23 protein-coding genes and 2 pseudogenes are annotated in these 24,893 nt (G+C 36.5%); 18 read left to right on the forward strand and 7 right to left on the reverse strand.

Going from position 1 to position 24,893, the window contains the following annotated elements:
* The first annotated feature begins 70 nt into the window (after positions 1-70).
* The 3 genes from M3225_RS17210 to M3225_RS17220 all read left to right on the forward strand — a co-directional run bounded on the left by M3225_RS17210 (position 71) and on the right by M3225_RS17220 (position 1,079).
* The gene (locus M3225_RS17210; RefSeq protein WP_251395638.1) at positions 71-214 is read left to right on the forward strand and encodes a hypothetical protein; all 144 of its coding nucleotides are present in this window, start codon (positions 71-73) and stop codon (positions 212-214) included.
* A gap of 68 nt (positions 215-282) precedes the next feature.
* Positions 283-429, forward strand: a complete 147-nt coding sequence (locus M3225_RS17215; protein WP_251395640.1) for a hypothetical protein — start codon at positions 283-285, stop codon at positions 427-429.
* 233 nt (positions 430-662) lie between these two features.
* Positions 663-1,079, forward strand: coding sequence for a hypothetical protein (locus M3225_RS17220; RefSeq protein ID WP_251395642.1), 417 nt, complete (start codon positions 663-665; stop codon positions 1,077-1,079).
* A gap of 75 nt (positions 1,080-1,154) precedes the next feature.
* Here the strand turns inward: M3225_RS17220 and M3225_RS17225 are convergent, their stop codons facing one another.
* A complete protein-coding gene (locus M3225_RS17225; RefSeq protein ID WP_308215749.1) occupies positions 1,155-1,364 on the reverse strand; it encodes a general stress protein in 210 nt (69 codons plus the stop codon).
* 220 nt (positions 1,365-1,584) lie between these two features.
* Between M3225_RS17225 and M3225_RS17230 the strand changes: the two genes are divergently transcribed.
* Positions 1,585-1,809 carry a transcriptional regulator gene (locus M3225_RS17230; RefSeq protein WP_251395644.1) on the forward strand — a complete coding sequence of 75 codons (225 nt, stop codon included), beginning with the start codon at positions 1,585-1,587 and terminating at the stop codon, positions 1,807-1,809.
* A 96-nt stretch (positions 1,810-1,905) separates the two neighbouring features.
* Here the strand turns inward: M3225_RS17230 and M3225_RS17235 are convergent, their stop codons facing one another.
* A complete protein-coding gene (locus tag M3225_RS17235) occupies positions 1,906-2,637 on the reverse strand; it encodes a ZIP family metal transporter (RefSeq protein WP_251395646.1) in 732 nt (243 codons plus the stop codon).
* Positions 2,638-3,103: 466 nt separating this feature from the next.
* Between M3225_RS17235 and M3225_RS17240 the strand changes: the two genes are divergently transcribed.
* The 3 genes from M3225_RS17240 (at position 3,104) to M3225_RS17250 (ending at position 5,223) form a co-directional block, all read left to right on the forward strand.
* A complete protein-coding gene (locus M3225_RS17240; RefSeq protein ID WP_251395648.1) occupies positions 3,104-4,489 on the forward strand; it encodes an amino acid permease in 1,386 nt (461 codons plus the stop codon).
* 154 nt (positions 4,490-4,643) lie between these two features.
* Entirely contained in the window at positions 4,644-4,865 is a 222-nt protein-coding gene (locus M3225_RS17245) for a hypothetical protein (protein WP_214985820.1), read from the forward strand.
* A gap of 157 nt (positions 4,866-5,022) precedes the next feature.
* Positions 5,023-5,223, forward strand: coding sequence for a hypothetical protein (locus M3225_RS17250; protein ID WP_214985822.1), 201 nt, complete (start codon positions 5,023-5,025; stop codon positions 5,221-5,223).
* 89 nt (positions 5,224-5,312) lie between these two features.
* Here the strand turns inward: M3225_RS17250 and M3225_RS17255 are convergent, their stop codons facing one another.
* Together M3225_RS17255 and M3225_RS17260 are read right to left on the reverse strand one after the other, a co-directional pair.
* On the reverse strand, positions 5,313-5,522 hold the full coding sequence (locus tag M3225_RS17255) for an alpha/beta-type small acid-soluble spore protein (protein WP_013058452.1): 210 nt from the start codon (positions 5,520-5,522) through the stop codon (positions 5,313-5,315).
* A gap of 90 nt (positions 5,523-5,612) precedes the next feature.
* A complete protein-coding gene (locus tag M3225_RS17260) occupies positions 5,613-6,596 on the reverse strand; it encodes a LacI family DNA-binding transcriptional regulator (RefSeq protein WP_251395650.1) in 984 nt (327 codons plus the stop codon).
* Between the two features lie 308 nt (positions 6,597-6,904).
* Between M3225_RS17260 and M3225_RS17265 the strand changes: the two are divergent.
* The 10 genes and pseudogenes from M3225_RS17265 to M3225_RS17315 form a co-directional block, all read left to right on the forward strand.
* Positions 6,905-7,192, forward strand: a pseudogene (locus M3225_RS17265) (MFS transporter); the annotation flags it as partial.
* An 11-nt stretch (positions 7,193-7,203) separates the two neighbouring features.
* Positions 7,204-7,623: pseudogene (locus M3225_RS17270) on the forward strand (GH32 C-terminal domain-containing protein); the annotation flags it as partial.
* A 275-nt stretch (positions 7,624-7,898) separates the two neighbouring features.
* Positions 7,899-9,359: a protein adenylyltransferase SelO gene (locus M3225_RS17275; RefSeq protein ID WP_251395652.1), complete on the forward strand. Its 1,461-nt coding sequence runs from the start codon at positions 7,899-7,901 to the stop codon at positions 9,357-9,359.
* A gap of 589 nt (positions 9,360-9,948) precedes the next feature.
* Positions 9,949-11,400 carry a glycoside hydrolase family 68 protein gene (locus tag M3225_RS17280; protein ID WP_251395654.1) on the forward strand — a complete coding sequence of 484 codons (1,452 nt, stop codon included), beginning with the start codon at positions 9,949-9,951 and terminating at the stop codon, positions 11,398-11,400.
* 356 nt (positions 11,401-11,756) lie between these two features.
* Complete coding sequence (locus M3225_RS17285; RefSeq protein WP_251395657.1) at positions 11,757-14,543, forward strand: sigma 54-interacting transcriptional regulator; 2,787 nt, start codon at positions 11,757-11,759, stop codon at positions 14,541-14,543.
* Positions 14,544-14,797: 254 nt separating this feature from the next.
* A complete protein-coding gene (locus M3225_RS17290) occupies positions 14,798-15,238 on the forward strand; it encodes a mannose/fructose/sorbose PTS transporter subunit IIA (protein WP_114894737.1) in 441 nt (146 codons plus the stop codon).
* A complete protein-coding gene (locus tag M3225_RS17295) occupies positions 15,235-15,729 on the forward strand; it encodes a PTS system mannose/fructose/N-acetylgalactosamine-transporter subunit IIB (RefSeq protein WP_116073092.1) in 495 nt (164 codons plus the stop codon). Before M3225_RS17290 ends, M3225_RS17295 begins: the two co-directional genes overlap by 4 nt.
* A gap of 12 nt (positions 15,730-15,741) precedes the next feature.
* Entirely contained in the window at positions 15,742-16,545 is an 804-nt protein-coding gene (locus M3225_RS17300) for a PTS mannose/fructose/sorbose transporter subunit IIC (RefSeq protein ID WP_251395659.1), read from the forward strand.
* A gap of 26 nt (positions 16,546-16,571) precedes the next feature.
* Positions 16,572-17,399, forward strand: a complete 828-nt coding sequence (locus tag M3225_RS17305) for a mannose/fructose/sorbose PTS transporter subunit IID (protein ID WP_116073090.1) — start codon at positions 16,572-16,574, stop codon at positions 17,397-17,399.
* An 84-nt stretch (positions 17,400-17,483) separates the two neighbouring features.
* A complete protein-coding gene (locus M3225_RS17315; protein ID WP_285885700.1) occupies positions 17,484-21,062 on the forward strand; it encodes a GH32 C-terminal domain-containing protein in 3,579 nt (1,192 codons plus the stop codon).
* A gap of 69 nt (positions 21,063-21,131) precedes the next feature.
* Here the strand turns inward: M3225_RS17315 and M3225_RS17320 are convergent, their stop codons facing one another.
* From M3225_RS17320 to M3225_RS17330, 3 genes are read right to left on the reverse strand one after another with little or no spacing between them, the layout of a single operon-like run.
* Positions 21,132-21,857 (reverse strand): amino acid ABC transporter permease, encoded by a 726-nt coding sequence (locus M3225_RS17320; RefSeq protein WP_116073086.1) that lies wholly within the window; start codon positions 21,855-21,857, stop codon positions 21,132-21,134.
* Between the two features lie 27 nt (positions 21,858-21,884).
* Positions 21,885-22,586: an amino acid ABC transporter permease gene (locus M3225_RS17325; protein ID WP_251395661.1), complete on the reverse strand. Its 702-nt coding sequence runs from the start codon at positions 22,584-22,586 to the stop codon at positions 21,885-21,887.
* A 37-nt stretch (positions 22,587-22,623) separates the two neighbouring features.
* Positions 22,624-23,469, reverse strand: a complete 846-nt coding sequence (locus tag M3225_RS17330; RefSeq protein ID WP_116073082.1) for a transporter substrate-binding domain-containing protein — start codon at positions 23,467-23,469, stop codon at positions 22,624-22,626.
* Positions 23,470-24,042: 573 nt separating this feature from the next.
* Here M3225_RS17330 and M3225_RS17335 point away from each other — a divergent pair.
* A complete protein-coding gene (locus M3225_RS17335; RefSeq protein WP_251395663.1) occupies positions 24,043-24,873 on the forward strand; it encodes a MetQ/NlpA family ABC transporter substrate-binding protein in 831 nt (276 codons plus the stop codon).
* Positions 24,874-24,893 lie beyond the last annotated feature (20 nt).

Raw genomic sequence — 24,893 nt, forward strand, 5'->3', positions numbered from 1 at the left:
CCTGATACTACCTCTTATTTTCTTTTCATAACTCCATAAAATATAGACGTTACACATGGAGGTGGATGGAATGAGTAAACAGAATAAAAGCACAAACCAAGGAGTCAGCAACAGTGCAGCTGCTACTGTCGATAACGTGAATAAAAATATTTTATCAAACGATATTCATACAGATGAGCTTCAAAAAGCAAATGTAAATCGTCATAACAAATAAAAGAATGACAGACAAAAGAGCAGCTTTGAGCTGCTCTGGATAAAATAGAGATAGGGAAGTGAAAAAACGTGTCAAAAAACAAAAATTCTCAATATAAAGAAGAAAATAGGTCTACTCCTAGTCGTCCTCTTGAATATAAAGAACGCACGAATGAATCACAAAGTACACGTCAAATGCTGCGCAGTATTCTCGAATATTCGAGTCGGTATCGTTAATAAGTTTTACATATAAAACTGTAAGGATAAGTGGGCACAATATAAAAGGTGCAGCACCGGTTTAATACACAAAAAAGCAAGCAGCTATGCTTGCTTTTTTGTGTGTATGGCTGTGTACCTATTGAAAAAAAATCATACATACGTTATTTTAGATAAACGTATGTATAATGGTAAACCTGTACATGTATTTGGGTGAAAAGGTTGAAGTAGGGAGAAAAGAAGTGAGGGATTTTATGAATTTACATGATTTTGTTCATGGAGTAGATCCAACAATAAAGCTATTTATTGAAGATGAGTTTCCTGGAACGCGGTGTGTAGGCGGAAAGTACGTTCCTAGCACGCATTCTATTTTTTTATATGAAAAAGATATTAAAATACAGTGTCAGCACTTGTTTGGTTCAAATGAGTGTTTAGAATCTTATCGATGGATTATTTTAGCTCACGAATTGGGTCATGCGCTAGATGAAGACCTTTTATCTTTGAGTGCAAAGTTTGAACAAACGGAAGATATGTGGCTTTTGTATCAAATTGAATGTAATGCTTGGGAAATGGGAGAGAAATTGATTACTTTTATTGATTCAGAGCTATTTGCATCTATAAAAGATGAATCGTTAGCCCATTACCATAAAGAGATGGAGAAGATTAGTTAGAAGAAGAAAAGTTCCTGTAGCTTGTACTATAAGGAACTTTTCTTCTTCGAGTTGTTTATATACTTCAAATACTAGTTAATTATTACGTTGGTTGCTGCTGGATCTGCCGCCTTTTTTTCCAATTTCCTCGTAAAATTCTTTACCTTGATTTTTGGAAGTAGCTTCTCCGCCTTTTTCACCAATTTCTTGGTAAAATTCTTTGTCATGATTTTTAGAAGTAGCTTTTCCACCTTTTCTTCCCGCTTCTTCACGACTCATTTTTTCATTCTTTTTATTAGTTGCCATCTTGCATCCCTCCTAATAAATTTGAATTCATAGTCTGTCTTCCCGGTCAAAAAAGGATTAAACTGGTTATTTTATATTTTTTCTAAAAATTAGATTTTTCTCAAAACTAGCAGACCACAAAGCCCTGTATAGCAGTATTTATTAGGTTAAAATTAATCTTAAAAAATTTTATATGAAATATGATATGGTTAATAGAAATAAGAAAAAGGAGCTTAGAAACATGTCAAAATATGTGAAAATGGATAACGCTTCGCTGCGACAGAAAATACAGGAATACAAAGAATTAATTTGGAGAGTAGGACCAGGAAGTGAAAGAACTATAGAAGCTGTTCAAGAGATTCAAGGAATGGAGAAAGAGTTAAAAGCACGCAATGCGGAATTTGAAGCTACAGATTGGAAAGCTTTTACTCGGGAAATAAAAGAGAACTACGATTTTACTTATTAAGAAGACGCATTCATGATAATGTGATTAAGATAAATGTCTCCAAGTAGAAGGCTTTCTGTTTTCTACTTGGAAACGATAGAAGTAGTATGAAGACGATTAAGAAAAATGGTCCAGTATCAGCGAAGCAAGTAATCCAAGTGCAGCAATCAATCCTGTAATAGACCCTCCTTCTTCATAGGCCTCTGGCATCATTGTAGAACCCACCATAGCAATAATACCACCGCCAGCAAAAGCAGCAATTCCAGCCATAAGTGTATCAGATGCATGGTCTAAAAAAACAAATCCTGTCCATGAACTAAAAGCTGAAATGAACAAAACAGCTGCCCATAGTAAAAAAATTTTCTTTTTAGAAAATCCGCTTTTCACTAGACCAGTCGTACTCGACAGTCCTTCAGGGATATTACTTATAAAAATAGCGATGACAAGAAGCCAGCTAACGGTTGCATTTTCAATTAAGCTAGCTCCGATCATAATTGACTCTGGGATTGCATCCATTACGGTTCCTATAAATATAGCAATTCCAGAACTATTCGCAGCCATCTGTTTTGTAGACCTCTTTCTTTTATTCGCTCCTTGACGTGAAATCAGATAGTCTAAAAAAGTAAAAACGACAGCTCCGGCAAGAAATCCAAGAGAAGTAGCTTTTAACCCGCCATTATGAACCGATTCTCCAAGCAACTCATAGGTAGATGCTCCAATTAATACACCCGTCCCAAAAGCCATAATATAACCAATTATCTTTTTGCCGATAGGCAAAAAAACTGCTGCCAAAGCACCAAGAAGGACAGCTGATCCCGAAATTCCGCCCCACATCGCAGCTTGCCACATGACCAATCCCTCCTTATCTCTATTTTCTATGGATACTTTCCCTAAGAAGAGAAAGAAAAAACGTAAAAGTAGAAGAAAGGGATTTGTTCGATTAGGTAGTGATTCATTTCGCTTTCCTTGAGAAATAGAGTGTACCAGTATCCGAGCTAAGTTTATGTTTATTTTTAATATTCATAAAATTTAAATTATACTGAAATAAAAAACTATTTTACTAAGATGACTGATTTAACAAAGGTGAAAGGTTTTGTTGAGTGTTTTTCTGAAAAAAACAATTGTATTTCTGAGGAAAATTTATTATTATAAAATAAGTAATTATACAGTCGAATAGCTAAAAATAGAAAACATAGTTTAGTTGTAAAGGTACTGGGTAAAAAAATGGAATGTTTTAAAAACGATAGCTGTTCCATCAGACACAAAAAGTATCTTTCCTAACAGAGCTATAACAAGTTTAGGAGGAGGAAATGGAATGGCAGACAAAGAGCTAAAAAGAGGCTTAGAATCTCGTCACATTCAAATGATCGCGCTAGGTGGAACAATTGGCGTTGGATTGTTTATGGGATCAGCGAGCACAATTCAATGGACAGGTCCATCAGTATTGCTTGCTTACGCAATCTGCGGAATGTTTATTTTCTTTATTATGCGTGCAATGGGCGAAATGTTATACATGGAACCAAGTACAGGTTCATTCGCTACATTTGGCCACAAATATATTCATCCATTAGCAGGTTATATGACTGCATGGAGCAACTGGTTTCAATGGGTAATCGTAGGGATGTCCGAAATTATAGCGGTAGGAGCATATATGCAGTACTGGTTCCCTCATTTACCAGCTTGGGTACCTGGTATTATCGCCATGTTGATTTTAGGCGCAGCAAACTTAATTTCGGTAAAATCATTTGGAGAGTTTGAATTTTGGTTTGCGATGATTAAGATTGTAACGATTATTTTAATGATTATTGCAGGACTCGGATTGATTTTCTTCGGCTTTGGAAATGGCGGAGACGCAATTGGCTTATCAAACCTTTGGTCACACGGCGGCTTCTTTGCAGGCGGATGGTCAGGCTTTTTCTTTGCACTATCTCTTGTTATTGCAGCTTATCAAGGAGTCGAGCTAATTGGTATTACAGCTGGTGAAGCAAAGGATCCTAAAAAAACGTTAACAAGCGCAATTCAAAGTATCATTTGGCGTATTTTGATTTTTTATATTGGAGCTATTTTCGTCATCGTGACGGTATATCCTTGGAATGAGTTAGATTCTTTAGGAAGTCCATTTGTATCTACATTTGCTAAAGTTGGTGTTACGGCAGCTGCAGGTATCATTAACTTTGTAGTCATTACAGCAGCGATGTCAGGCTGTAATAGCGGAATTTTTAGTGCAGGACGCATGCTTTATACACTTGGTGTAAACGGTCAAGCACCTAAATTCTTTACAAAAATTTCTCGCAACGGTGTTCCAATTTACAGTACACTCGCTGTTATGATTGGATTAGTAATTGGTGTTATTTTAAACTACATCGCTCCACCTAATGTATTTGTTTATGTATACAGTGCTAGCGTGCTTCCGGGAATGATTCCTTGGTTCATTATTCTTATCAGCCAAATTCGTTTCCGTAAAGCTAAAGGTGCTGAAATGGATAGTCATCCTTTCAAAATGCCTTTTGCGCCTGTAACGAATTATGTAACCATTGCTTTTTTACTAATGGTGCTTGTAGGCATGTGGTTTAATGATGAAACGCGTATTTCACTTATTGTAGGGATTATTTTCCTCGCTCTCGTTGTCATTAGTTTTTACGCATTCGGAATAAATAAACGTATGATACCTGATACAGAGAACGATCAAATAAAGAAATAAATATGCTTTTTCATCATTGAAAGGCAAAACAAAAAACGGCTGAGAAAAGCCGTTTTTTGTTTTGTTTAAATGAAAGACATAAGAAAAAATGTTATTGTGTGCTGATAGTTTGGATAAACTATATTCGTTCATATAACGTAAAGGAGCGAATGTCATGAGAAGTCACAGATATATTATCAAAGGGTCATTAAAAGCTGATGAAGTTGCTAAAGATTTGGAATTGCAGCTGGACATAAACCGAATGTCGGATGTCAGAATTCTTTCGGTAAATGCACAAAACGAAATACTCGTTCAAATGCAGGAGGAGAACGAGGATGCAGGAGATGTTATTGATGTATTTATGAAAGAGTATAAAACAGGAGAAATTATTGAATAGCACGTAATTGAGAAGAATATTGAGTGGTTTCGTTGAATAAATAAAAAGAAAACACCTTTATTTTTTATTGAAAAAGGAACGCACGTAAGAAAACTTCTTGTTTATCAAGAAGTTTCTTTTGTATCTGAACATTAGTTTGTATATGTAGAAAGAGGTGATGAAGGTGAAAAGAAATAGTGAGGGTCACGTCTTTTTTATTATTCTCGGAGGCCTGTTTATTTTAATAGGTACACTTTTTGCAAATACTTCCGTTTATTTTCTCATCTCCGGATGGATAGCAGCTGTCTGTTGCTTAGGAATCAGCGCTCTACTAAAGAAAGGAAAAACAAAATCAGTCAGTAAAGAGGATGAACAATAATAATTTTTATATAAAGATGGAAATTAAATATATGAAAAGGAAGAATGGATATCCATTCTTCCTTAAGTCATGGTGTGTATGAAATTGTCTTAGAAACGTCCGCCGCCAAGTTGTTGCTCAGCTAATTGCACAAGACGTTTTGTGATTTCGCCGCCTACTGATCCGTTTGCACGTGCAGTAGTGTCAGCTCCTAAGTTTACTCCGAACTCGCTAGCGATTTCATATTTCATTTGATCGATTGCTTGTTCAGCTCCGTATACTAATAATTCATTATTATTGCTGCTTTTGTTGTTTGCCATTGTATTCAACTCCTTTCTGTAACGTTAAGGTGTGAATAAAGGAAGAAGAATATGCAACAAACTGATATTTATTTTGTAAAAAACGTATTTTTACGTTGTTTGTCCTTCTAGAAGCTTAACTGGAAGACAGATTTCATGAGGTACATTGCTAAATTCTCCTTCAATTTCTTTTAGTAAAATATCAATGGCCGTTTGAGCAATCGATTCAATTGGCTGTTGAATTGTAGTTAGACCAGGTAACAAAGCCTGACTGGTTTCCGTTCCGTCATAACCCACGATTTTTAAATCTTTTGGGATGCTTTTTCCTCTTTTTTGTGCTTCCGCAACTACTAAAGCTGCAAGTAAGTCATCGCTTGCAAAAATACCATCTACTTCCGGATGTTCTTCAAAAACCCTCGAGATAGTTTCTTGCTGAATGTTGCGGTCAAAGGTATTTGAAATTTCATACGTGATAGGCTGTTTTCCGTACTTTTTCATCACGTTTTCATAAGCTTTCCTTCTTAAGTTAGCTGGAGTTTCAAGTTTAAGGGGGCCGTTAATATGAATAATATACTTACAATCTTTTGAAATGAGCAATTCCGTGGCTTGTTTTCCTCCAGAATAGTTATCAGAAGATACGGTAGGAATATCTTTTGATAAATAATGATCCACTGCTACCACAGGAAGACTTTGACTTTCGGAATCAAAAATACCTCTATTGTAAGTAACGGCAATAACACCATCTACCTGATTTCTGATGAGCATTTCTACATATTTTTTTTCTTTATCAATTCGATTAAGACTATTACAAAGAAGTACTTTGTAGTTAAGGGAAGCACATATACTTTCAATGTGAAAGGCTAACTCTCCGAAAAAAGGGTTGCTCGTTTGCGGGACAATCATACCGATTAAATTTGTTCGCTTATTAAATAATGAACGCGCAATATCATTTGGGAAATAATTAATTTCTTTCATTGCTGTATAAACATTTTCTCGCGTTTCTTTGCTTATGTAACCACGGTTATTTAATACACGAGAAACTGTAGTCGGTGAAACACCTGCAATTTTTGCTACATCACTAATTTTGGCTTTCATCTAGTTTCCTCCTAATTTTTCCAAACCCTTGCTTTTATAGTATATATCAGACATATAAAAGCCTTAAAATAAATGCAATGAAGCAAGTAGCTTTCCAGTCGTTACGTTTTATTTTGATCGATAAAATCTATGTAAGGATTGTAAACGTTTTATTAAACAATTTAAACATACCACATAGCCCACTTTTACGCCTAATACAATCTTTTTACAATATAAAATATGAAACCGGTTGACATGAAATTAAATTGAAAGCGCTTTCATTTCGTTAGATAAAAGATTTTATATCTTAAGCTAAAGGGGTAACTAAAATGAAAAGTTCAAAAAGTTTATATTGGAAGCTGAGTGCCTATTTTTTCTTTTTTACGTGGTCGTCGAGCTACTCTTTATTTTCTATTTGGTTAGGGCAGGAGATTAAGCTGAACGGATCAGCTACGGGCTTAATCTTTTCTGTAAACGCTATCTTTGCTTTGTGCATGCAGCCTTTGTACGGATATATATCTGACAGGATAGGTTTAAAGAAACACATTTTATTTTTTATTAGCTGTCTTTTAGTATTTGTAGGACCATTTTATATTTTTGTTTACGGGCCTTTGCTTCTATGCTAACAAATAAAACTCTTTCTAACAGCTATGTAGTAGAAGTAAATGAGGACTTGCTAGAGATACAAGCTGCATTTGGTTTAGCGGACTGCCAAGCTTCATCGGTAGGAATAAAAATTCGTGGAATAAACAATGAAGAAACGCTTATGTGTTACAACCTTAATGAGCAAAAGCTATTGCTTGACTGTACTCACTCGGGAAAAGAAGATGGAGTTAGGAAAGTAGCGTTACAAGCAGGTAAGACACTAGCTTTACGAATATTTGTGGACCGTTCTTCTATTGAAGTATTTGCAAACGAAGGACAAGCTACCATGACAAGCCGTATTTATCCAACAGAAAGCAGGCTAGGAATTGAGTTATTTACTGAAGGAGGAGACGTAATAGTAAAAGAGTTAACATATTGGAATTTAAAAGATATTTGGGGGTAAAATACAGAGGAAGAAAAGTATATTAATACTTCTTCTTTTTTGAGCATTTAATAGCTCTTCAACAAACTGGGGATAAATAAATGGATAAGGCACTTTAGATTAAAAGTACGTGCAAATACGATATAATAGTAAAAGAGATAATGAATGAAAGAGAAAATGTCCTGCTTTAAGATGCCCAGAAGAAAGCAGGGTAGAGTAGGACTACTACGCTTATAAAACAACAATCAGTAAAGAAAAGAATTATGTTTTAAGACACAAAAAGAAAAGGAGATACGATGACTAATCAAAAAGAAACAGGATGGAATTTACGTAACAGCTATGCGGAGTTACCAAACATCTTTTTTACGCCTCTTGACCCTAATCCAGTGAGTTCGCCTAAAATAGCCAAACTTAACAACTCTTTAGCCGCGTCTCTAGGGTTACAAAAAGAACAGCTACAAAGCCAAGAAGGAGTTAGCATTTTGGCTGGAAACAGTGTTCCAAAAGGTGCTTTCCCGCTTGCACAAGCTTACGCAGGACATCAATTTGGCCACTTTAACATGCTAGGAGACGGACGGGCTATGCTGATAGGAGAGCAAGTTACGCCTTCGGGTGAACGAGTGGATCTTCAGCTTAAAGGCTCAGGCCGAACTCCGTATTCCCGAGGAGGAGACGGTCGCGCAGCTTTAGGACCTATGCTGCGTGAGTATATTATTAGTGAGGCCATGCATGCTCTTGGTATTCCGACTACTCGGAGCCTAGCAGTCGTAACAACAGGCGAATCCATTATTCGTGAAAAAGAATTGCCGGGGGCGATTTTGACGCGTGTAGCTTCCAGTCACCTTCGTTTTGGCACATTTCAATTCGCTGCAAAATGGGGAACAGTCGAAAACCTTCAAGCTTTAGCTGACTATGCATTAGAACGTCACTTCTCCCACATAGAAAAGAATGAAAAAAAATATTTATCATTGCTTCAAGAAGTGATTAAGCGTCACGCTACCCTAGTTGCTAATTGGCAGCTTATTGGTTTTATTCACGGCGTCATGAATACGGATAATATGACAATTAGTGGAGAAACAATTGATTATGGACCATGTGCGTTCATGGATACCTATGATCCAGAAACTGTATTTAGTTCAATTGATGTACAAGGGCGTTATGCATATCAAAATCAACCAGGCATTACAGGGTGGAATCTTGCGAGGTTTGCTGAGGCTTTATTACCGCTATTGGATCAAGATATAGAAAAAGCAGTTGAAATAGCGCAAAACGCCGTGACGGAATTTCCAAAATTCTATCGAGAAAACTGGCTGGCAGGTATGCAGGCTAAACTTGGGCTTTTTACCGAAGAAAAAGAAGATGAAGCATTATTCCAAGAGCTTCTTACAATGATGAAAACCTATAAAGCTGACTATACAAATACGTTTCGTGCATTAACTTTTGATAAGCTAGGAAATAGTGACCTGTTTGAAAGTGAAGAATTTGCAAAGTGGCATGAGTTATGGCAGAAAAGACTAGGTAGACAAAAACAATCTAAAGCGGAGTCGCAAGAGCTTATGAAAAATAACAATCCGGCTGTCATTCCTCGAAATCACCGGGTAGAAGAAGCACTAGACGCAGCACAAAAAGGAGACTACAGCGTCATGGAAACCCTTCTTGAAGTGCTTTCTATTCCGTATCAATCGCCGGATCAGTCAGAGTATTGTACACCGTCTGCTCCGTCTAATCAGCCTTATCAAACGTACTGCGGAACTTGATTTGTTTAGATAAGAACAGCTATTTAAAGACAGCATAAATGATATCAAAAAGAGCTCTTTACAAAGAGCTCTTTTTGATTTTCTGAAAAATGTATTATTGATTAATTAAAATGATAGCGATTCCTTATGAAAAGCTACATAAAATTTAACAGTATAAAAGAATCAAAATAAAAAGAGATTATCTAATTCTTTTGTCTCACATTATTACCAATAGGAACTATTATATAATAAATTATTCCACTGTTTCACAAAAAGTACATTAACGATATTTTTTGGAAATTGGTTTCTTTAATAGCTGTAGAAGAGCTTATAAAAAAATAGTAGGTTAAATATGATGATGAATTTGCCGATTTAATTAAAAAGTTAAAGATTTAAGGCTTTATAACTAAATTAAAAAAACAAGGGGATAAAAATGGTGTGATCACTCCATTTTACCTATTTGACTTTTCAATATTATGCAAGTAACCTTGGAAAGGTGATGGAACCGGTTCTGTTATTTCGCCAGATTGATATGACTTCTCGATACATAGAAAATGAATCACTTGTGAGTAACACAAGAAAAAGTATTATGCAAAAGGGAGAAAAACAGATGAACATTAAGAAAATCGCAAAGCAAACAACAGCATTATCTTTTGCTACAGCTCTGTTAGTAGGTGCTGGATCTCAAACATGGGCTGCTGAAAGCAATCATAAAGATACAAATAATAATTATGGAGTTTCCCATATTACACGTGATAACATGCTGAAAATTCCTCAGCAGCAAAAAAGCGAACAGTTTAAAGTTCCAGCTTTTGATAAATCAACAATCAAAAATATTGCCTCAGCAAAAGGGTATGATAAATCGGGCAATTTAATTGACTTAGACGTATGGGACAGCTGGCCTCTGCAAAATGCTGACGGAACAGTAGCCAACTATCATGGTTACCAAGTTGTATTTGCACTAGCAGGCGACCCGAAAGATGCTGATGATACATCTATTTATGTGTTTTATCAAAAAATTGGTGAAGAGTCAATTGACAGTTGGAAAAATGCAGGAAGAGTCTTCAAAGACAGTGACAAATTTGTACCGAATGACCCTCATTTGAAAAAGCAAACACAAGAATGGTCAGGATCTGCTACTTTAACATCAGACGGAAAAGTACGCTTATTCTATACCAACTTTTCAGGTACAAACTATGGAAAACAAACCTTAACAACGGCTCAAGTAAATGTATCTCAGCCAAGTGGAGATACGTTAAAAATTGAAGGTGTTGAAGATCATAAATCCATTTTTGATGGTGATGGTAAAAAGTATCAAAATATTCAGCAGTTTATCGACGAAGGTGCATATGGTTCAGGAGATAATCATACGTTGAGAGATCCTCACTATGTAGAAGATAAAGGGCATAAATACCTTGTGTTTGAAGCTAACACAGGAACTGAAGATGGTTATCAAGGTGAAGATTCCCTTTACAATCGAGCTTACTACGGTGGAAACAATCCATTTTTCCAATCAGAAAAAGAGAAATTACTGCAGAGTTCTAATAAAAAGAAAGCCTCTTTAGCAAACGGCGCATTAGGCATTGTAGAACTAAATAACGATTATACCTTGAAAAAAGTAATGGATCCACTGATTACTTCAAACACGGTAACAGATGAAATTGAACGTGCAAATGTATTTAAAAAAGATGGAAAATGGTACTTATTCACAGATTCTCGCGGGTCTAAAATGACCATTGATGGTATCGGCCAAGATGACGTATATATGCTAGGATACGTATCGAATACGCTGACAGGAAAATACAAACCGCTAAATGATACAGGACTTGTTTTACATATGAACCTCGATCCTAATGACAAAACGTTCACTTATTCACATTTTGCAGTTCCACAAGTGAAAGGAGACAATATCGTGATTACAAGTTACATGACAAACAGAGGCTTCTATTCAGAGGAACACTCTACGTTTGCTCCTAGCTTCTTGTTAAATATTAAAGGATCAAAAACATCTGTTGTGAAAAATAGTATTTTACAACAAGGGCAATTAACTACAGATAAATAATTTTTAAAAACGAAAGAAAATGGCGATAACTGCTGCTGTTTTCTTTCGTTTTATTATTTGATCAAAAATGTACTGTAACTGCAGTGCTAATTAAAATAAAAAAGTAGTATATACAGATTTATAGTTATTTAAAGAAAATGAAACATTCAGACAGGCTATAACTTTAAGAATGGAACCGGTTGACATACGGGATTGACTAACTTAATATATTTACATATAATGGATTGAAACGCTTTCATAGATTAGTATGACATGATGGTACTTGTGGATGAAATAACTTGTAGTAGTAGGGAATGTCTCGTTTTTTTGAAAAGAAAAGATACAAATGCTAACTGAAAATAAAGAAGGTGCTTCTAATGAAACGAATTGATAAGGTATACAATCAGCTGTTGAGTAATTTTCAAGAGTTTACAGAAGTGGAACTTTTACATAAACAAGGAAGCTCAGCGATTGAAATTGCTGAACAGTTAGATTTAGAGAGATCTAATGTAAGTCTTGAACTTAACAAACTTGTCCGCATGGAAAAAGTAATCAAAATTAAAATGTTCCCCGTTCGCTACGTTCCGCTGGAGGTTGTCGAAACAATTTGTCGTCAAAAGTGGGATACAAATAAGATGGAAGTGGAAAAACTAGAGCAGCTATCTAATAGGGGAAAAGAAGAAGCTCTTCCTGCTAATCCTTTTGAATTAATGATTGGAGCCACAGGCAGTTTGAAAAAATCGATTTCTCAAGCAAAAGCTGCTGTTCTTTACCCGCCCAATGGGTTACATATGCTTCTATTAGGTCCCACGGGATCAGGCAAATCTCTTTTTGCAAAACGAATCTATCAATTTGCCTTATATTCAGAGAGGTTAAAAACAGGTGCCCCGTTCATTACCTTTAACTGCGCTGATTATTACCACAATCCTCAATTACTTCTTTCTCAGTTATTTGGTCATAAGCAAGGGAGTTTCACTGGAGCAACTGAAAGTAAAGTAGGGTTAGTAGAACAAGCAAATGAAGGCATTCTCTTTATGGATGAAATACACCGGCTTCCTCCTGAAGGCCAAGAAATGCTTTTTTACCTCATTGATCAAGGTACGTACAATCGCCTAGGAGAAACAGATCATAAGCGAACTTCTAAAGTATTAATTATTTGTGCTACAACTGAAAATCCCGGTTCAGCCTTACTGCAAACTTTCTTAAGAAGAATTCCGATGACTATCCATATTCCCTCATTAGAAGAGCGATCTCTAAAAGAAAAGATCCGTCTCACAACGTTTCTTCTAGAGCAAGAAGCTAAACGAATTAATAAAAAGCTAAGTGTCCACATTGATGTATTAAATGCTTTAATCCACACTGAAAAATTCGGGAATGTAGGGCAGTTAAAGTCGAATGTGCAGCTCGTTTGCGCACACGGGTTTTTAAATAACCTTGATAGTAAATATATGGTGGAACTTACAGTGAGAGATCTGCCTGATGATATTAAACGAAATTGGATTTCGAATAGTAAAAATATGGAACGAAGCAAAAAAATTTCTGAATATGTAAACCTTAAAACGATTATTTCTCCGGCTATGGAAAGCCAAGAAATAAAAATGGAGGAAGACGTATCATTTAATTTATATCAGTTAATAGAAGAAAAAGTAGATATTTTAACAAAAGAAGGTTTATCTCAAGAAGACATCAATCAATATATTCTTACCGACATTCATTTGAATGTTCGGAGCTTTTTCAATCAAAAAAATGGCCAGAGTTCTAATTTAATGAAATTCGTAGAAGACGACGTGATTCAACTTACAAAAGAATTAAAACATTTAGCAGAAAAAGAATTGAACTGTAAATTTGATCGCAGATTTATTCATTTTTTAAGTATGCATATGGAATCCTTTTTAAAGCGAAAAAAACAAGTAGACGTATTAAATACAAAGGAGATAGATGAAATTTGCGAAACATATCCAAAAGAATATGCGGTGGCACTGCTTTTTAAAAGTCGAATTGAAAAGTGGTTTAACATTATCGTGCCAGAAATAGAAGTCATTTATCTCACAATGGTTATTCAATCGATTCGAACGTTAGAAGAAAATAAGCGAGTAGGGATTGTAGTTGCTGCGCATGGAAACAGCACGGCAACTTCTATGGTAGAAGTTGCTACGGAGCTTTTAGGAAGCACTCCTATTATAGCTATTGATGTGCCTTTGACGGTATCTCCGGTTGAAATTGTAGACAGGTTAATCCAAGGAATTAAGAAAGTAGATGAAGGAGAAGGCGTATTAATGCTTGTGGACATGGGTTCGCTTGCCATGTTAGAAAGCAAGTTGGAACAAAAAACAGGGACTAAAATTAAAACGATCAGCAATGTGACGACATCTATGGTGTTAGACACCGTTAGAAAAGTAAATTATTTAGATTTAAATTTATATGCCATATTTGATTCGGTGCAAAAAGACTTTATGGAATTTATAGATAAGCAACAGCATGTGTTTGGAAAAAAGAAAGCACTTGTTTCTATTTGTACAACAGGAAGCGGCACAGCAAAACAATTAGAAAAAATCTTAACAATTATTTCACGCAAAGTATCTCAAGAACCTATTAAAATTCTAACCGTTTCTTCTATTAAATTAGCAGCAAACATTCGAGAAATTCAAAAAGAATATGAAATTGTCGCAACAGCAGGTACTAAAAACCCTAAGATTGATGCACCTCATGTATCACTAGAAGTCCTTATTGAAGGGCAGGGAGAGCGAATACTTCAACAGGCAATTACAAAAGAAACGATACGCTATGATGAGGAGCAAACCGAAGGGAATATTGTTGTGCGTGAACTTTGCGAAGAAAACTTGCGAAAGTACCTTCTATTTATTAATCCGTATCTCATAAGTGAAATCCTGTTAGAGTGGTTAGGTCATGTACAAGATGAGTTGGAAATGGAATTAAGCAACACCGTTATGATTCGAATTGTAATGCATACAGCCTTTGCTTTAGAAAGAATGATAAAAAATGAACCTCTTGTTTTTCCGGAGGATGAAGAAATCACTCATCAATTAGAAAATATTTATCAAAAAACGGAAAAAACATTACAAGCCGTCGAAAAAAAGATGAACCTTACCTTAACAAGAGATGAAAAATTATTTATTGCCACTATTTTTGCGGATGAAATGTAAAAATCATATTATAATCCTAAGAAACTAGTTTGATTTATATGCCACTAGTTTCTTTTTTTATCCCACTTTTTAAATAAAAGAAAAACCTGTATTAAAACGTATCGCGTTTTGATACAGGTTTGTTTATTTTAAGGAACCTGTATCAACAACAAAGAAAAAGGTATTGAAAAATAAATGAAAGCGCTTAATACTCTTTATTGGCACGATACTTGCAATAAATAAGTGTAGAACGTAAAAGAGAGGAGCAAGTGTACATGATTTCAGTCATTATTAGTGGACATGGTGATTTCGCGCCAGCATTAGAAGGGTCTTCCAAAATGATATTTGGTGAAGAGAATCACGTAGTAGCCGTACCTTTTCTAAAAGGAGAGGGTATTCAAACCCTTGAAGAAAAATATAAGCAGGCACTAGAGGAAATGCCTTTAGAAAATGAAGTGCTTTTTCTAGTCGATATTTTCGGAGGCACACCCTATAATGCAGCTACTCCATATATCCTTAAAAATAAAACAGCGGATATGGTATCCGGGGTTAACTTGCCCATGTTACTAGAAGTGTTAGCCATGCGGGAACACGTTACGTTAAAAGAGATGTTAGGAAGATTAAAGCAAGTGAATGAAGAAAGTTTTCAAGTGTGCAGTGAACATTTGGAAAAAATTCAGCAAACAAACCAAATCGGAGAGGATGGATTATTATGAAAATCGTTTTAGCAAGAATTGATGATCGCTTTATTCACGGGCAGGTATTAACAAGATGGATTAAAACAAATGCAGCAGATCGAATTATCATTGTTTCAGATGAGGTGGCAGCGGATGAAATGAGAAAAACACTTATTCTTTCTGTAGCTCCTTCGAATGTAAAAGCGAGCGCTGTCTCAATTTCTAAAATGACAAAAGCCTTTCATAGCTCGCGTTATCAGGATACAACAGCCATGCTGCTGTTTGAAAGCCCCGCAGATATTGTTGCTCTTGTTCAAGCAGGAGTGCCTATTGAGACAGTAAACGTAGGAGGCATGCGTTTTGCTAATGACCGAAAACAAATCACTAAATCTGTAAGCGTTACCGAAAAAGATATCGATGCTTTTGAGAAATTACATGAACTGGGTGTGAAGCTTGAGCTACGCCAATTACCTTCGGATTCTAGCGAAAATTTTATTCAACTACTGAGAAACGAAATAAAAATCAAATAAGGAGATGAGTTTATGTCCTCCATACAAATTATTTTATTATTAGTCATTGCAGCGGTAACCGGTATCGCAAGTGTGTTGGACGAAGGGCAATCCCATCGTCCTCTCATAGCCTGCACGTTAGTGGGCTTGGTGCTGGGAGATTTAAAAACGGGCATTATTTTAGGTGGAACGCTGGAATTAATGGCTCTTGGATGGATGAATGTTGGATTAGCGATGGCACCTGATACGGCTATTGCTTCTGTTATTTCAACCATTTTGGTTATCACAGCTGGTCAAGGTATTGGTGAAGGCATTGCGGTAGCAATAGCTTTAGCAGCTGCAGGGCAAGTACTCACCATTTTTGTCCGTACCATCACAGTATTTTTAATTCATCGAGCTGATAAGTACGCGGAAGAAGGAAACTTTAAAGGAATTGAAATTATGCATATTACTGCTATGGGTTTTCAGGCTCTCCGCCTTATGATACCAACTTTAATTGTTACATTAATCAGCGTAAGCGCCGTGCAAACTTTCCTGGGGAATATTCCGGAAGTTATTACAAAAGGCCTGCAAATTGGAGGAGGCATTATCGTGGTCGTAGGATACGCCATGGTTATCAATATGATGAACATTCCTCATTTAAAGCCCTTTTTCTATATCGGTTTCTTATTAGCGGCATTTACAGGGTTTAACCTAGTAGGATTTGGGGCGTTAGGTCTTTGTTTAGCACTTCTTTATCAGCAAGTAATGCAGCAGCGAAATCAAATGCAGCCGGCAGGCGTTCCTGCAGCTACAGGGAGCGAACAAGTATATGATGATGACGATTTAGATGCCTAAACGGCGAACTTAAGGGAGGGATAGAGATGGAAAATGAGAAAAGATTAACGAAAAAAGACATCTTTAGCATGTTCATTCGCTCGAATTTTTTACTCGGTTCATTTAACTTTGAGCGTGTTCAGGCAATGGGCTACTGCTATGTCATGATTCCAGCAATCAAACGTTTATACGGACCAGGAGTTCAGCGAAATGCAGCATTAAAGCGTCATTTAGAATGGTTCAATACACACCCCTGGATTTCCGCACCTATATTCGGCGTCACGGCAGCAATGGAAGAAGAAATGGCAAACAAAAAAGATTTTGATGAAAAAGCCATCAGCGGAATGAAAATTGGATTAATGGGACCACTTGCTGGCGTAGGAGACCCTATTTTCTGGGGAACGCTGCGACCAGTTCTCGCAGCACTAGGCGCATCTCTCGCGTTAGGCGGGAATATTGCTGGGCCACTGCTATTTTTCATCTTAATTAATGCAATTCGATTAAGTACAAAATATTATGGATTAAAATATGGCTATTTAAAAGGAACAGAAATTTTAAAAGATTTAGTAGGCAATCGAATTCAAAAACTGACGGAAGGTGCGTCCATTTTAGGACTCTTTGTAATGGGAGCATTGGTTTCGAAGTGGACCACTATTAATATACCAGTAGTGGTTTCTAGGATCAAAGATGATTCTGGTAAAGTTGTGGTAAAAACCGTGCAAGACGTACTCGATAGTATTTTACCGGGGCTACTTCCTTTAGCGCTAACTCTATTAGTAGCATGGATGCTTCGAAAAGGTACAAATCCGCTGCTTATTATTTTCGGTATTTTCCTAATCGGTATAGGAGGTTATTGGATCGGCTTCTTAGGGTGATAAATAAGGAGTCCTATATGCTTCTAAAAGCTGCTGGTGAAAATGTTTTACATAGCCAGTATGGAAATAAAGGAGGAAAGGAAGATGAAAAGAACCGTCAAAAAGTTATTGATGATTGGAGTCGCTTGTTCCATAAGCTTGTTTTCTGCATACCCTGTATTAGCTGATAATACGGGGTATTATCAAGAAAAATACCGGAATCAATTTCATTTTTCCCCAGAAGCGAACTGGATGAACGATCCAAATGGAATGGTCTATTATAACGGAGAGTACCACCTTTTTTATCAGTATCATCCTTACGGTACCACCTGGGGACCTATGCACTGGGGGCATGCAGTTAGTACAGACTTAGTGAAATGGAAACACCTGCCGGTTGCTCTTTCTCCAGATGAGAATGGAGATATCTTTTCAGGGAGTGCCGTTATTGATTGGAATAATACCGCAGGGTTTGGAAAAGAAGCGATGGTAGCGATCTTTACACACTCGGGTGGTAAAGGGCAATTACAAAGTCTAGCATACAGCACGGACAGTGGAAGAACGTGGACCAAATATGAAGGAAATCCTGTTATGCCAAATCCCCCAGTTCCTGACTGGCGCGATCCAAAAGTGTTTTGGCACGACCAAACCAAGCAGTGGGCGATGTCTTTAGCTGCTAAAGATAAAATCATGTTTTATACATCACCTGACTTAAAAAATTGGAAATATGCAAGTGAGTTTGGATCTGACGGAGGCATTCAAGCAAACGGTCAAAGTGGTGTCTACTCATATACTTTATCCGAACAAAAAGGTCAATCCTTTACTCTAGAGGGAGAAATTACGCTTGTAGAAAAGAATGGACGCGAAGGCGCAGGAGGCCTTGTTTTTCGTTCTAATAAAGATGCAACAAACGCATATACCGTCAATTTAGATGCTGAAAAGAACCTGTTAACACTTAACAAAGTAGAGAAAGGAAGCGTAACGACCGTTGTTTCAAAGCCAATGAGGCTTGATACGTCACAAGTGTATCATGTGAAAGTAGAAGCAAACAGTCACCACTTTAAGATACTGCTAAATGGAACACAGGTTTTAGAAGGCAGTGATGCATCTTTTGAAAACGGTCAGTTTGGACTAACAGCATGGAATTCCACAGCTGTCTTTCGTCATGTTAAATTTACGAATCAATCTAATTTCATAACCAATCTATCTAACTGGAAACCTGTTACGGGAACGTGGAATGATACTACTGCTGGAAAACTCGGTAAATCTGATAGTGATGGATATATCATGAGTGAAGAACAGGGTGACCAGTTCATTTATGAGTCAAATATGACATTTTTAGATGAAAGCAATGGTTCAGGTGCACTACTCTTTCGAGCAGACGCGGAAGCCAAAAACGGATATATAGCTAGCGTGGATGCTTCTAAGGATACAGTCAAACTAGTAAAGCTTCAAAATGGCATTTCAACTGTCCTTGCCGAAACAAACGAAAAAATTGATACGAATAAATCACATCAAGTGAAAGTAACTGCATCGGGAAATGAACTTGATTTGCATATAGACGATAAATTCACTCTTACTGCAAAAGATGAAACTTTTTCAAAAGGATTGTTTGGATTACATGTTAATCAATCTTCAGTCCGGTTCCAAGACGTTAACATGACCAAGTTTATTGATACAGATGAAAAGGAAATTAAAAATAAAAGTTTTGAAACAGGAGATCTCGCAGGCTGGAAAACGATAAAAGGAAATGCATTCACTAACGATCATGTAACGGATGCAACCGCAAATTGGAGCGGTCCGTTTGAACAAAAAGGAAAGTATCATTTATGGGGGTTTTCTGATAAGCAAGATGGCGATAATGCCACGGGAGAATTACATTCGTCTTATTTTAAATTGAGCGGTTCAGGTGAAATCAATTTGTTAATAGGAGGAGGAAATGACCCCACAAACCGCTATGTATCCTTAGTCAGGGCATCCGACGACAAAGAATTGATTCGTCAAGCGAATACAAAGTTTGCAGATGAAAAGTATCAGCGCTACGTGTGGGATGCTTCTAAGTATATAGGAGAAGTGCTGTACATTAAAGCTGTTGATCAAGCTGTAGGTGGATGGGGGCATATTAATCTAGATGATGTTAATGTATTCAATACAGAAAAGATGCCGGAGAAAGTAGATAGTGTAGCAAAAGAACTAGAGGAAGCTAAACAAAGGGAAAGCGGAGAGCTTTCAGATTGGAATACTGTGTCAGGAGAATGGGTGAAATCAACTTATGGAAGCAACGGAGGCATTTGGGAGTGTCCTACTTTACTCGAACTGCCGGTTGATGGAGACAGCACGAAGAAAAAATGGGTGCTGCAGGTCAGCATCAATGATGGAGCGGCAGCTGGAGGTTCAGGTATGCAGTACTTTGTTGGTGATTTTGACGGAAAAACGTTTAAAAATGAAAATCCACCAGAGGAAGTGCTGTGGACAGATTATGGTGCCGACTTTTATGCTGCTGTAGATTGGAGCGGAGTTGAAGGAGATAACGGAGAAAAGTATTGGCTAGGCTGGATGAGTAACTGGCAATATGCAAACAATACCCCAACTACTACTTGGAGAAGTTCTATGTCAATCCCTAGAAAAATAGAACTAACCAACACAGCAGAAGGGCTTCGTTTAAAACAAATACCTGTTTCAATTGATTCAATTCGCAATAAGCAAGAAAAAAAGATATTGAAGAATCTGGTGGTTACTGAAAATAAAAATTTTCTTTCAGGCATACAAGAAAATAAATATGAAATCCTCGCAGAATTCGATGTTTCTAATACAGATGCACAAGAATTTGGTTTTCAAATTCAAAAAGAGGGCAGTGAAAATACGAAAGTCAGCTATAACATAAACAAACAGCGATTATCTGTTGATCGAACAAACTCTGGAAGTTTTGATTTTGGTGAAAATGTGAAAGGCAAACACTCTGCTTCCATGCTTCCAAAAGACGGAAAGGTTAAGCTTCATATATTTGTAGACCAATCATCTGTAGAAGTATTTGGTAATGACGGTACGGAAGTAATAACAGATCAGCTCTTTCCAACGCTTTCAAGCAATAAAATAAGGCTTTATAGCAAAGGAGGAGCTGTAAAATTGAATTCTCTTAAGATGTATCCATTAAAATCTATTTGGAATAAAAGTCCTGTTGATACAAACTTATCAGGATGGAAAAACATTAGTGGACTATGGGCCGATACGATTAACGGAAAACAAGGACGAAGCAAAGAAGATTCCTTTACTTTATCATCAAAAGAAGCAAAAAATTTCACATATGAGGCAAAGATAAAGGTGTTAAAGGAGGCCATTTCAAATTCTACAGGAGCAGGAGCGCTAGTATTCCGTTCGGATGAACAGGCAAATAACGCTTACGCTGCGAATGTAGATGTGCTTAATAATCAAGTAAAACTCATTGCGTTTAGAGACGGAATAGGCAAGGATCTCATTATTTACGACGATGGGGGAAAGCTGGATTTAAAGACAAATACGGATTACCACCTAAAGGTGATGGCTGAAGGAGAACACATTCAAGTTTATCTCGATGGTAAGCTTGTGATTGATGTAGTAGACCATACCTTTTCAGAAGGTTATGCTGGGCTGAATGTGTGGAATTCTACTAGTTTGTTTAATGAAGTGAAATTTGAAATAGTGAAATAACGGATTGTGAAAGCTGCCGCTTACTAAGGCAGCTTTCTTGATCAGTTTATAGTAATTTTTCTAGGGGAATTAAGAAGCTGAACGCACTTCTTCTCTTAATTCATAATGACTAAGTTTTTTCTCAATGACTACAAATAGCCTTTCAAAAAAAAAGCAAAGAATCCAGTAAATAAGTGAAGCGACCAGATACATTTCTAAATATCTATACCCATCATTGGCGATGACTTTAGATATCGCCATAATTTCAACTACTTTTACCGCAAAAGCAAGAGAAGTTGCTTTAATTAAACTAATAAAAATGTTTCCAAGGTTAGGAATAGCGGCTACTAAAGACTGAGGGAAGATAATTCTTTTAATAGCCTGAAAAGTAGTCATTCCTACTGAATATGCAGCTTCAATTTGACCACGGTCAATGGTTTGAATAGAAGAGCGGAATACCTCTGATTGATAAGCAGAGGTATTTAATGTGTACGCAATTAAAGCATAAATTAAAGGTGAAATAGTATCCTCACCTAAGTCCCAGCCTTGAGTCTCGTTTAGAAATTCTAGGAAAATAGGGATTCCGTAGAAAAATACATAGAGCTGTACGAGCAGTGGGGTGCCTCTCATAAATGAGACGTACATAACAGCTATTTGCTTTAGAAGCGGAATTTTATATATTCTGCATAGCGCAATGAAAAGACCAAAAATACTTCCTATCGCCATTGAGACGATCGCTATTGTTAGTGTTAAAGGTACACCTTTTAAGACTTCAGGAGTTTGCTCCAAAGCAAATCGCAAATCAATAATAGGCAATCATGTTCACTCCTTTACTAGTGCAGGTTATTTAGAGATGCTGGCGCTGCCTTTTTTAAAATGTTTCTCTAAGTAACTGACCGTGATTTCAATTACGATACACATGCTCCAATACACGAGTGAGATCGTAACATAAATTTCAAACATTCCTATTCCATAGTTGTTGCCCAAGATAAGGCGAACTTGCCCCATAATATCAATAATCCCAATGGTAAAAGCAAGTGCAGTATCTTTTAATAATGAAATCGTAGCATTGCCTAAATTAGGTAGTGCTGCTACAAACGCTTGAGGAAGGATAATTCTTCTTAAGGTTTGAAAATAGTTCATCCCAATACTATAAGCTGCTTCGAACTGCCCTTTATCAATCGAAAAATATGCTGAACGAATAACTTCTGATAAAGGAGCGGCAGTATGTAATGAAAAAGCAATAACCAAGAAGGTGATGCGACTCCAGCTGTTAATGTCGATATGGACGAGAAGCAGCAGCTGAGGAAGACCAAAGTATACAAGAAACAGCTGAACAAGCAGCGGTGTACAGCGCATAAAAGATAAATAGATGGTTGCCATTTTAGAAAGAACAGGTTTTTTTTGAATGCGTATAAGGGCAATCACGAAACCTAAAAGCAACGAAAAAAGTAGAGAAAGGCCTAACATAAATAGTGTTAAAGGAAGTTTATCTACAACTTGCCACAATAGTTTTAACCAATCATGAAAATCAGTACTGATCATATCTCACCCCGCCTTAATGATGCATTCTTTTACTCATTTAATCTTGAAAATTGAAGTTTTGCTGATTAATATACTTTAAGTCTTTAAAGAAATTTACTTTAAACCATTTTTCAGCCAAGTTTTCTAGCGTTCCGTCATTTTGTAGTTCAAATGTCGCTTTATCAACCTCATCAGCAAGTTTTTGATTATTTTTATTAAAGACTAACCAAGTTGGTTCTTTTGATACAATGCCTCCTACTTTTAAATTTAATTTGAGCTGTTTTTGTACTTCGTTAAATGTTGTTACGTTTAAAAAGATAGCATCCGCTTTACCTTTATCCACCAACTTTAAGTTTTCCGCGGTAGAAGGGTTATCAATGCTTTCTAATGTTAAAGGCTTAGTGGGATGTTCTTTGTTATAAGCATTCAAAATAGCGCGTAATCCACCCGTAGCAGATACAGGCGGGAACTTTTTACCTACCATATCGTCAAGTGTTTTGATATCGTTCCGTGATTTTTGTGTCACTAAGGCCGTTAAAGAATAACCATATTCATGTGAAGGATAAAGAAACTTTTCTTCACGTTCAGGGTTTTTGAAGAACCAGTTGATGGCAAAATCATATTTCCCTGTCGAGACACCTACTAAATTTGTTTCTTCTTCTCCAAGCGTATATTCAAATTTGTATTCCGGAAGCTTTTTTTCAAGCTGTTTTACATAATCCATATCATATCCGATAGGCTCATTCTGTTTGTTCGTAAATAGAAAAGGCGGATTTACTTCATCACTCAAAGCAACTTTGATTACTTTTTTATCGCTATTTTCTGAGCTAGAGCTTTGAGAGCATGCTCCTAAAGCCATAATAAGTCCAATTGCCAAAGTTAAAGTAACGCATAATTTTTTCATTGTTTTATTCCTCCTGATACTAATTTCTGTGTGACAAATAATAAAAAGCATGGAAAAAGCTTTTTCCGTGTCATTGGTGATCCAGTAGGCAAGTGTACTTTAGATTGCAAAATAAAAGAGGCTCTTCAAACGCTATCGATACGTTTGAAGAGCCTCTGGTTGACCAGACGGCCTGATTAATATGAAGTCTATATTAGGTTAATTATTCCTATTTGTAAAGTCGGTTTTTTGGGTAACATAAACATTTTTGTTAGATTTTTTAGACTTTCTATCTAATGCTCAATTGAAGCACCTAATTATAGCTAGTACACATAAAATATGTAATCTCAAGGTTTAAAAATACTAAATTGACAGTCAAAAAGATGTTTGGTATATTTTTCAAAAGGTTTAAAATTCTTATTGGAATTATCGGATTTAAAAATATTTGTTAAACATATAGTGGAAATAGAACAGTCGACCAGACGAATGGAGACAAAAATGACGGGGATTACCTCAGATTTTTTGTCTTTTTTAGTGGCAGCAGATTAACGCTATATGTTTAATACATCACAAATGGTGGAGGTAGAGAGAGAAATGAAGAAATTTGTATGGCTTTTCGCATTATTAGCAGTGCTTACTGTTGTAGGAGGGTGTGGAAATAAAGAAAAAGCATCTGGCCAAAATAGTGACAAGAAAGAAGATGTAGTTCTTAAAGTGGGAGCAGCTTCCACGCCGCATGCAGAAATTTTAAAGTATGTGGAACCTGATTTGAAAAAAGAAGGTATAAAGTTGGACATTGTAAATATTAAAGACGGCATACAGACAAATGAACAAACAGCAAATGGAGAATTAGATGCCAACTATTTTCAACATACGCCATACTTAGAGCAAACGAATAAAGATAGTGGATTAAATCTTGTCAGCGTGACAAATGTTCATATCGAACCGTTTGGAGTGTACTCTAAAAAAATAAAATCAATTGACGATTTATCCAAAGGAGCAAAGGTTGCTGTTCCTAATGATCCGGTGAACTTTTCACGTGCACTAGAGCTTTTCGAGGCTAATGGAATCATTGAATTAAATCACAAGAAACCTAGTGGTAGCTCTTATACGGTTGAAGATATTTCAAAGAATAAAAAGAAACTAGACTTTGTTGCAGTAGATGGTCCGCTTCTTGTCCGCTCTCTTGATGATGTAGAAGTTTCAGCTATCAATACGAATTACGCTCTTGAAGGCGGATTTAAACCAACTAAAGATGCGTTAATTATTGAAAAGAAAGAGTCCCCTTATGTGAATATTTTAGTGACTACGAAAGAGAAAAAAGATGATAAAAATATTCAACGTTTAGCAAAAGCACTTACTACAGATAAGGTTAAAAAGTTTATTAACGACAAATACGATGGCGCAGTCGTTCCAGCTTTCTAAGTATATAAGTAAAATAAAAC

Origin of the sequence: Priestia aryabhattai (genome assembly GCF_023715685.1) — a bacterium.
GTDB classification, from domain to species: Bacteria; Bacillota; Bacilli; order Bacillales; family Bacillaceae_H; genus Priestia; species Priestia aryabhattai_B.

Coding starts and splice junctions, on each gene's coding strand:
- M3225_RS17325 (WP_251395661.1), bottom strand. CDS start 22,586: ATGATCAGTACTGATTTTCATGATTGGTTAAAACTATTGTGGCAAGTT.
- M3225_RS17250 (WP_214985822.1), top strand. CDS start 5,023: ATGAAGGTGAAAAGAAATAGTGAGGGTCACGTCTTTTTTATTATTCTC.
- M3225_RS17245 (WP_214985820.1), top strand. CDS start 4,644: ATGAGAAGTCACAGATATATTATCAAAGGGTCATTAAAAGCTGATGAA.
- M3225_RS17305 (WP_116073090.1), top strand. CDS start 16,572: ATGGAAAATGAGAAAAGATTAACGAAAAAAGACATCTTTAGCATGTTC.
- M3225_RS17225 (WP_308215749.1), bottom strand. CDS start 1,364: ATGGCAACTAATAAAAAGAATGAAAAAATGAGTCGTGAAGAAGCGGGA.
- M3225_RS17300 (WP_251395659.1), top strand. CDS start 15,742: ATGTCCTCCATACAAATTATTTTATTATTAGTCATTGCAGCGGTAACC.
- M3225_RS17285 (WP_251395657.1), top strand. CDS start 11,757: ATGAAACGAATTGATAAGGTATACAATCAGCTGTTGAGTAATTTTCAA.
- M3225_RS17280 (WP_251395654.1), top strand. CDS start 9,949: ATGAACATTAAGAAAATCGCAAAGCAAACAACAGCATTATCTTTTGCT.
- M3225_RS17290 (WP_114894737.1), top strand. CDS start 14,798: ATGATTTCAGTCATTATTAGTGGACATGGTGATTTCGCGCCAGCATTA.
- M3225_RS17330 (WP_116073082.1), bottom strand. CDS start 23,469: ATGAAAAAATTATGCGTTACTTTAACTTTGGCAATTGGACTTATTATG.
- M3225_RS17260 (WP_251395650.1), bottom strand. CDS start 6,596: ATGAAAGCCAAAATTAGTGATGTAGCAAAAATTGCAGGTGTTTCACCG.
- M3225_RS17210 (WP_251395638.1), top strand. CDS start 71: ATGAGTAAACAGAATAAAAGCACAAACCAAGGAGTCAGCAACAGTGCA.
- M3225_RS17295 (WP_116073092.1), top strand. CDS start 15,235: ATGAAAATCGTTTTAGCAAGAATTGATGATCGCTTTATTCACGGGCAG.
- M3225_RS17235 (WP_251395646.1), bottom strand. CDS start 2,637: ATGTGGCAAGCTGCGATGTGGGGCGGAATTTCGGGATCAGCTGTCCTT.
- M3225_RS17240 (WP_251395648.1), top strand. CDS start 3,104: ATGGCAGACAAAGAGCTAAAAAGAGGCTTAGAATCTCGTCACATTCAA.
- M3225_RS17220 (WP_251395642.1), top strand. CDS start 663: ATGAATTTACATGATTTTGTTCATGGAGTAGATCCAACAATAAAGCTA.
- M3225_RS17275 (WP_251395652.1), top strand. CDS start 7,899: ATGACTAATCAAAAAGAAACAGGATGGAATTTACGTAACAGCTATGCG.
- M3225_RS17315 (WP_285885700.1), top strand. CDS start 17,484: ATGAAAAGAACCGTCAAAAAGTTATTGATGATTGGAGTCGCTTGTTCC.
- M3225_RS17230 (WP_251395644.1), top strand. CDS start 1,585: ATGTCAAAATATGTGAAAATGGATAACGCTTCGCTGCGACAGAAAATA.
- M3225_RS17335 (WP_251395663.1), top strand. CDS start 24,043: ATGAAGAAATTTGTATGGCTTTTCGCATTATTAGCAGTGCTTACTGTT.
- M3225_RS17255 (WP_013058452.1), bottom strand. CDS start 5,522: ATGGCAAACAACAAAAGCAGCAATAATAATGAATTATTAGTATACGGA.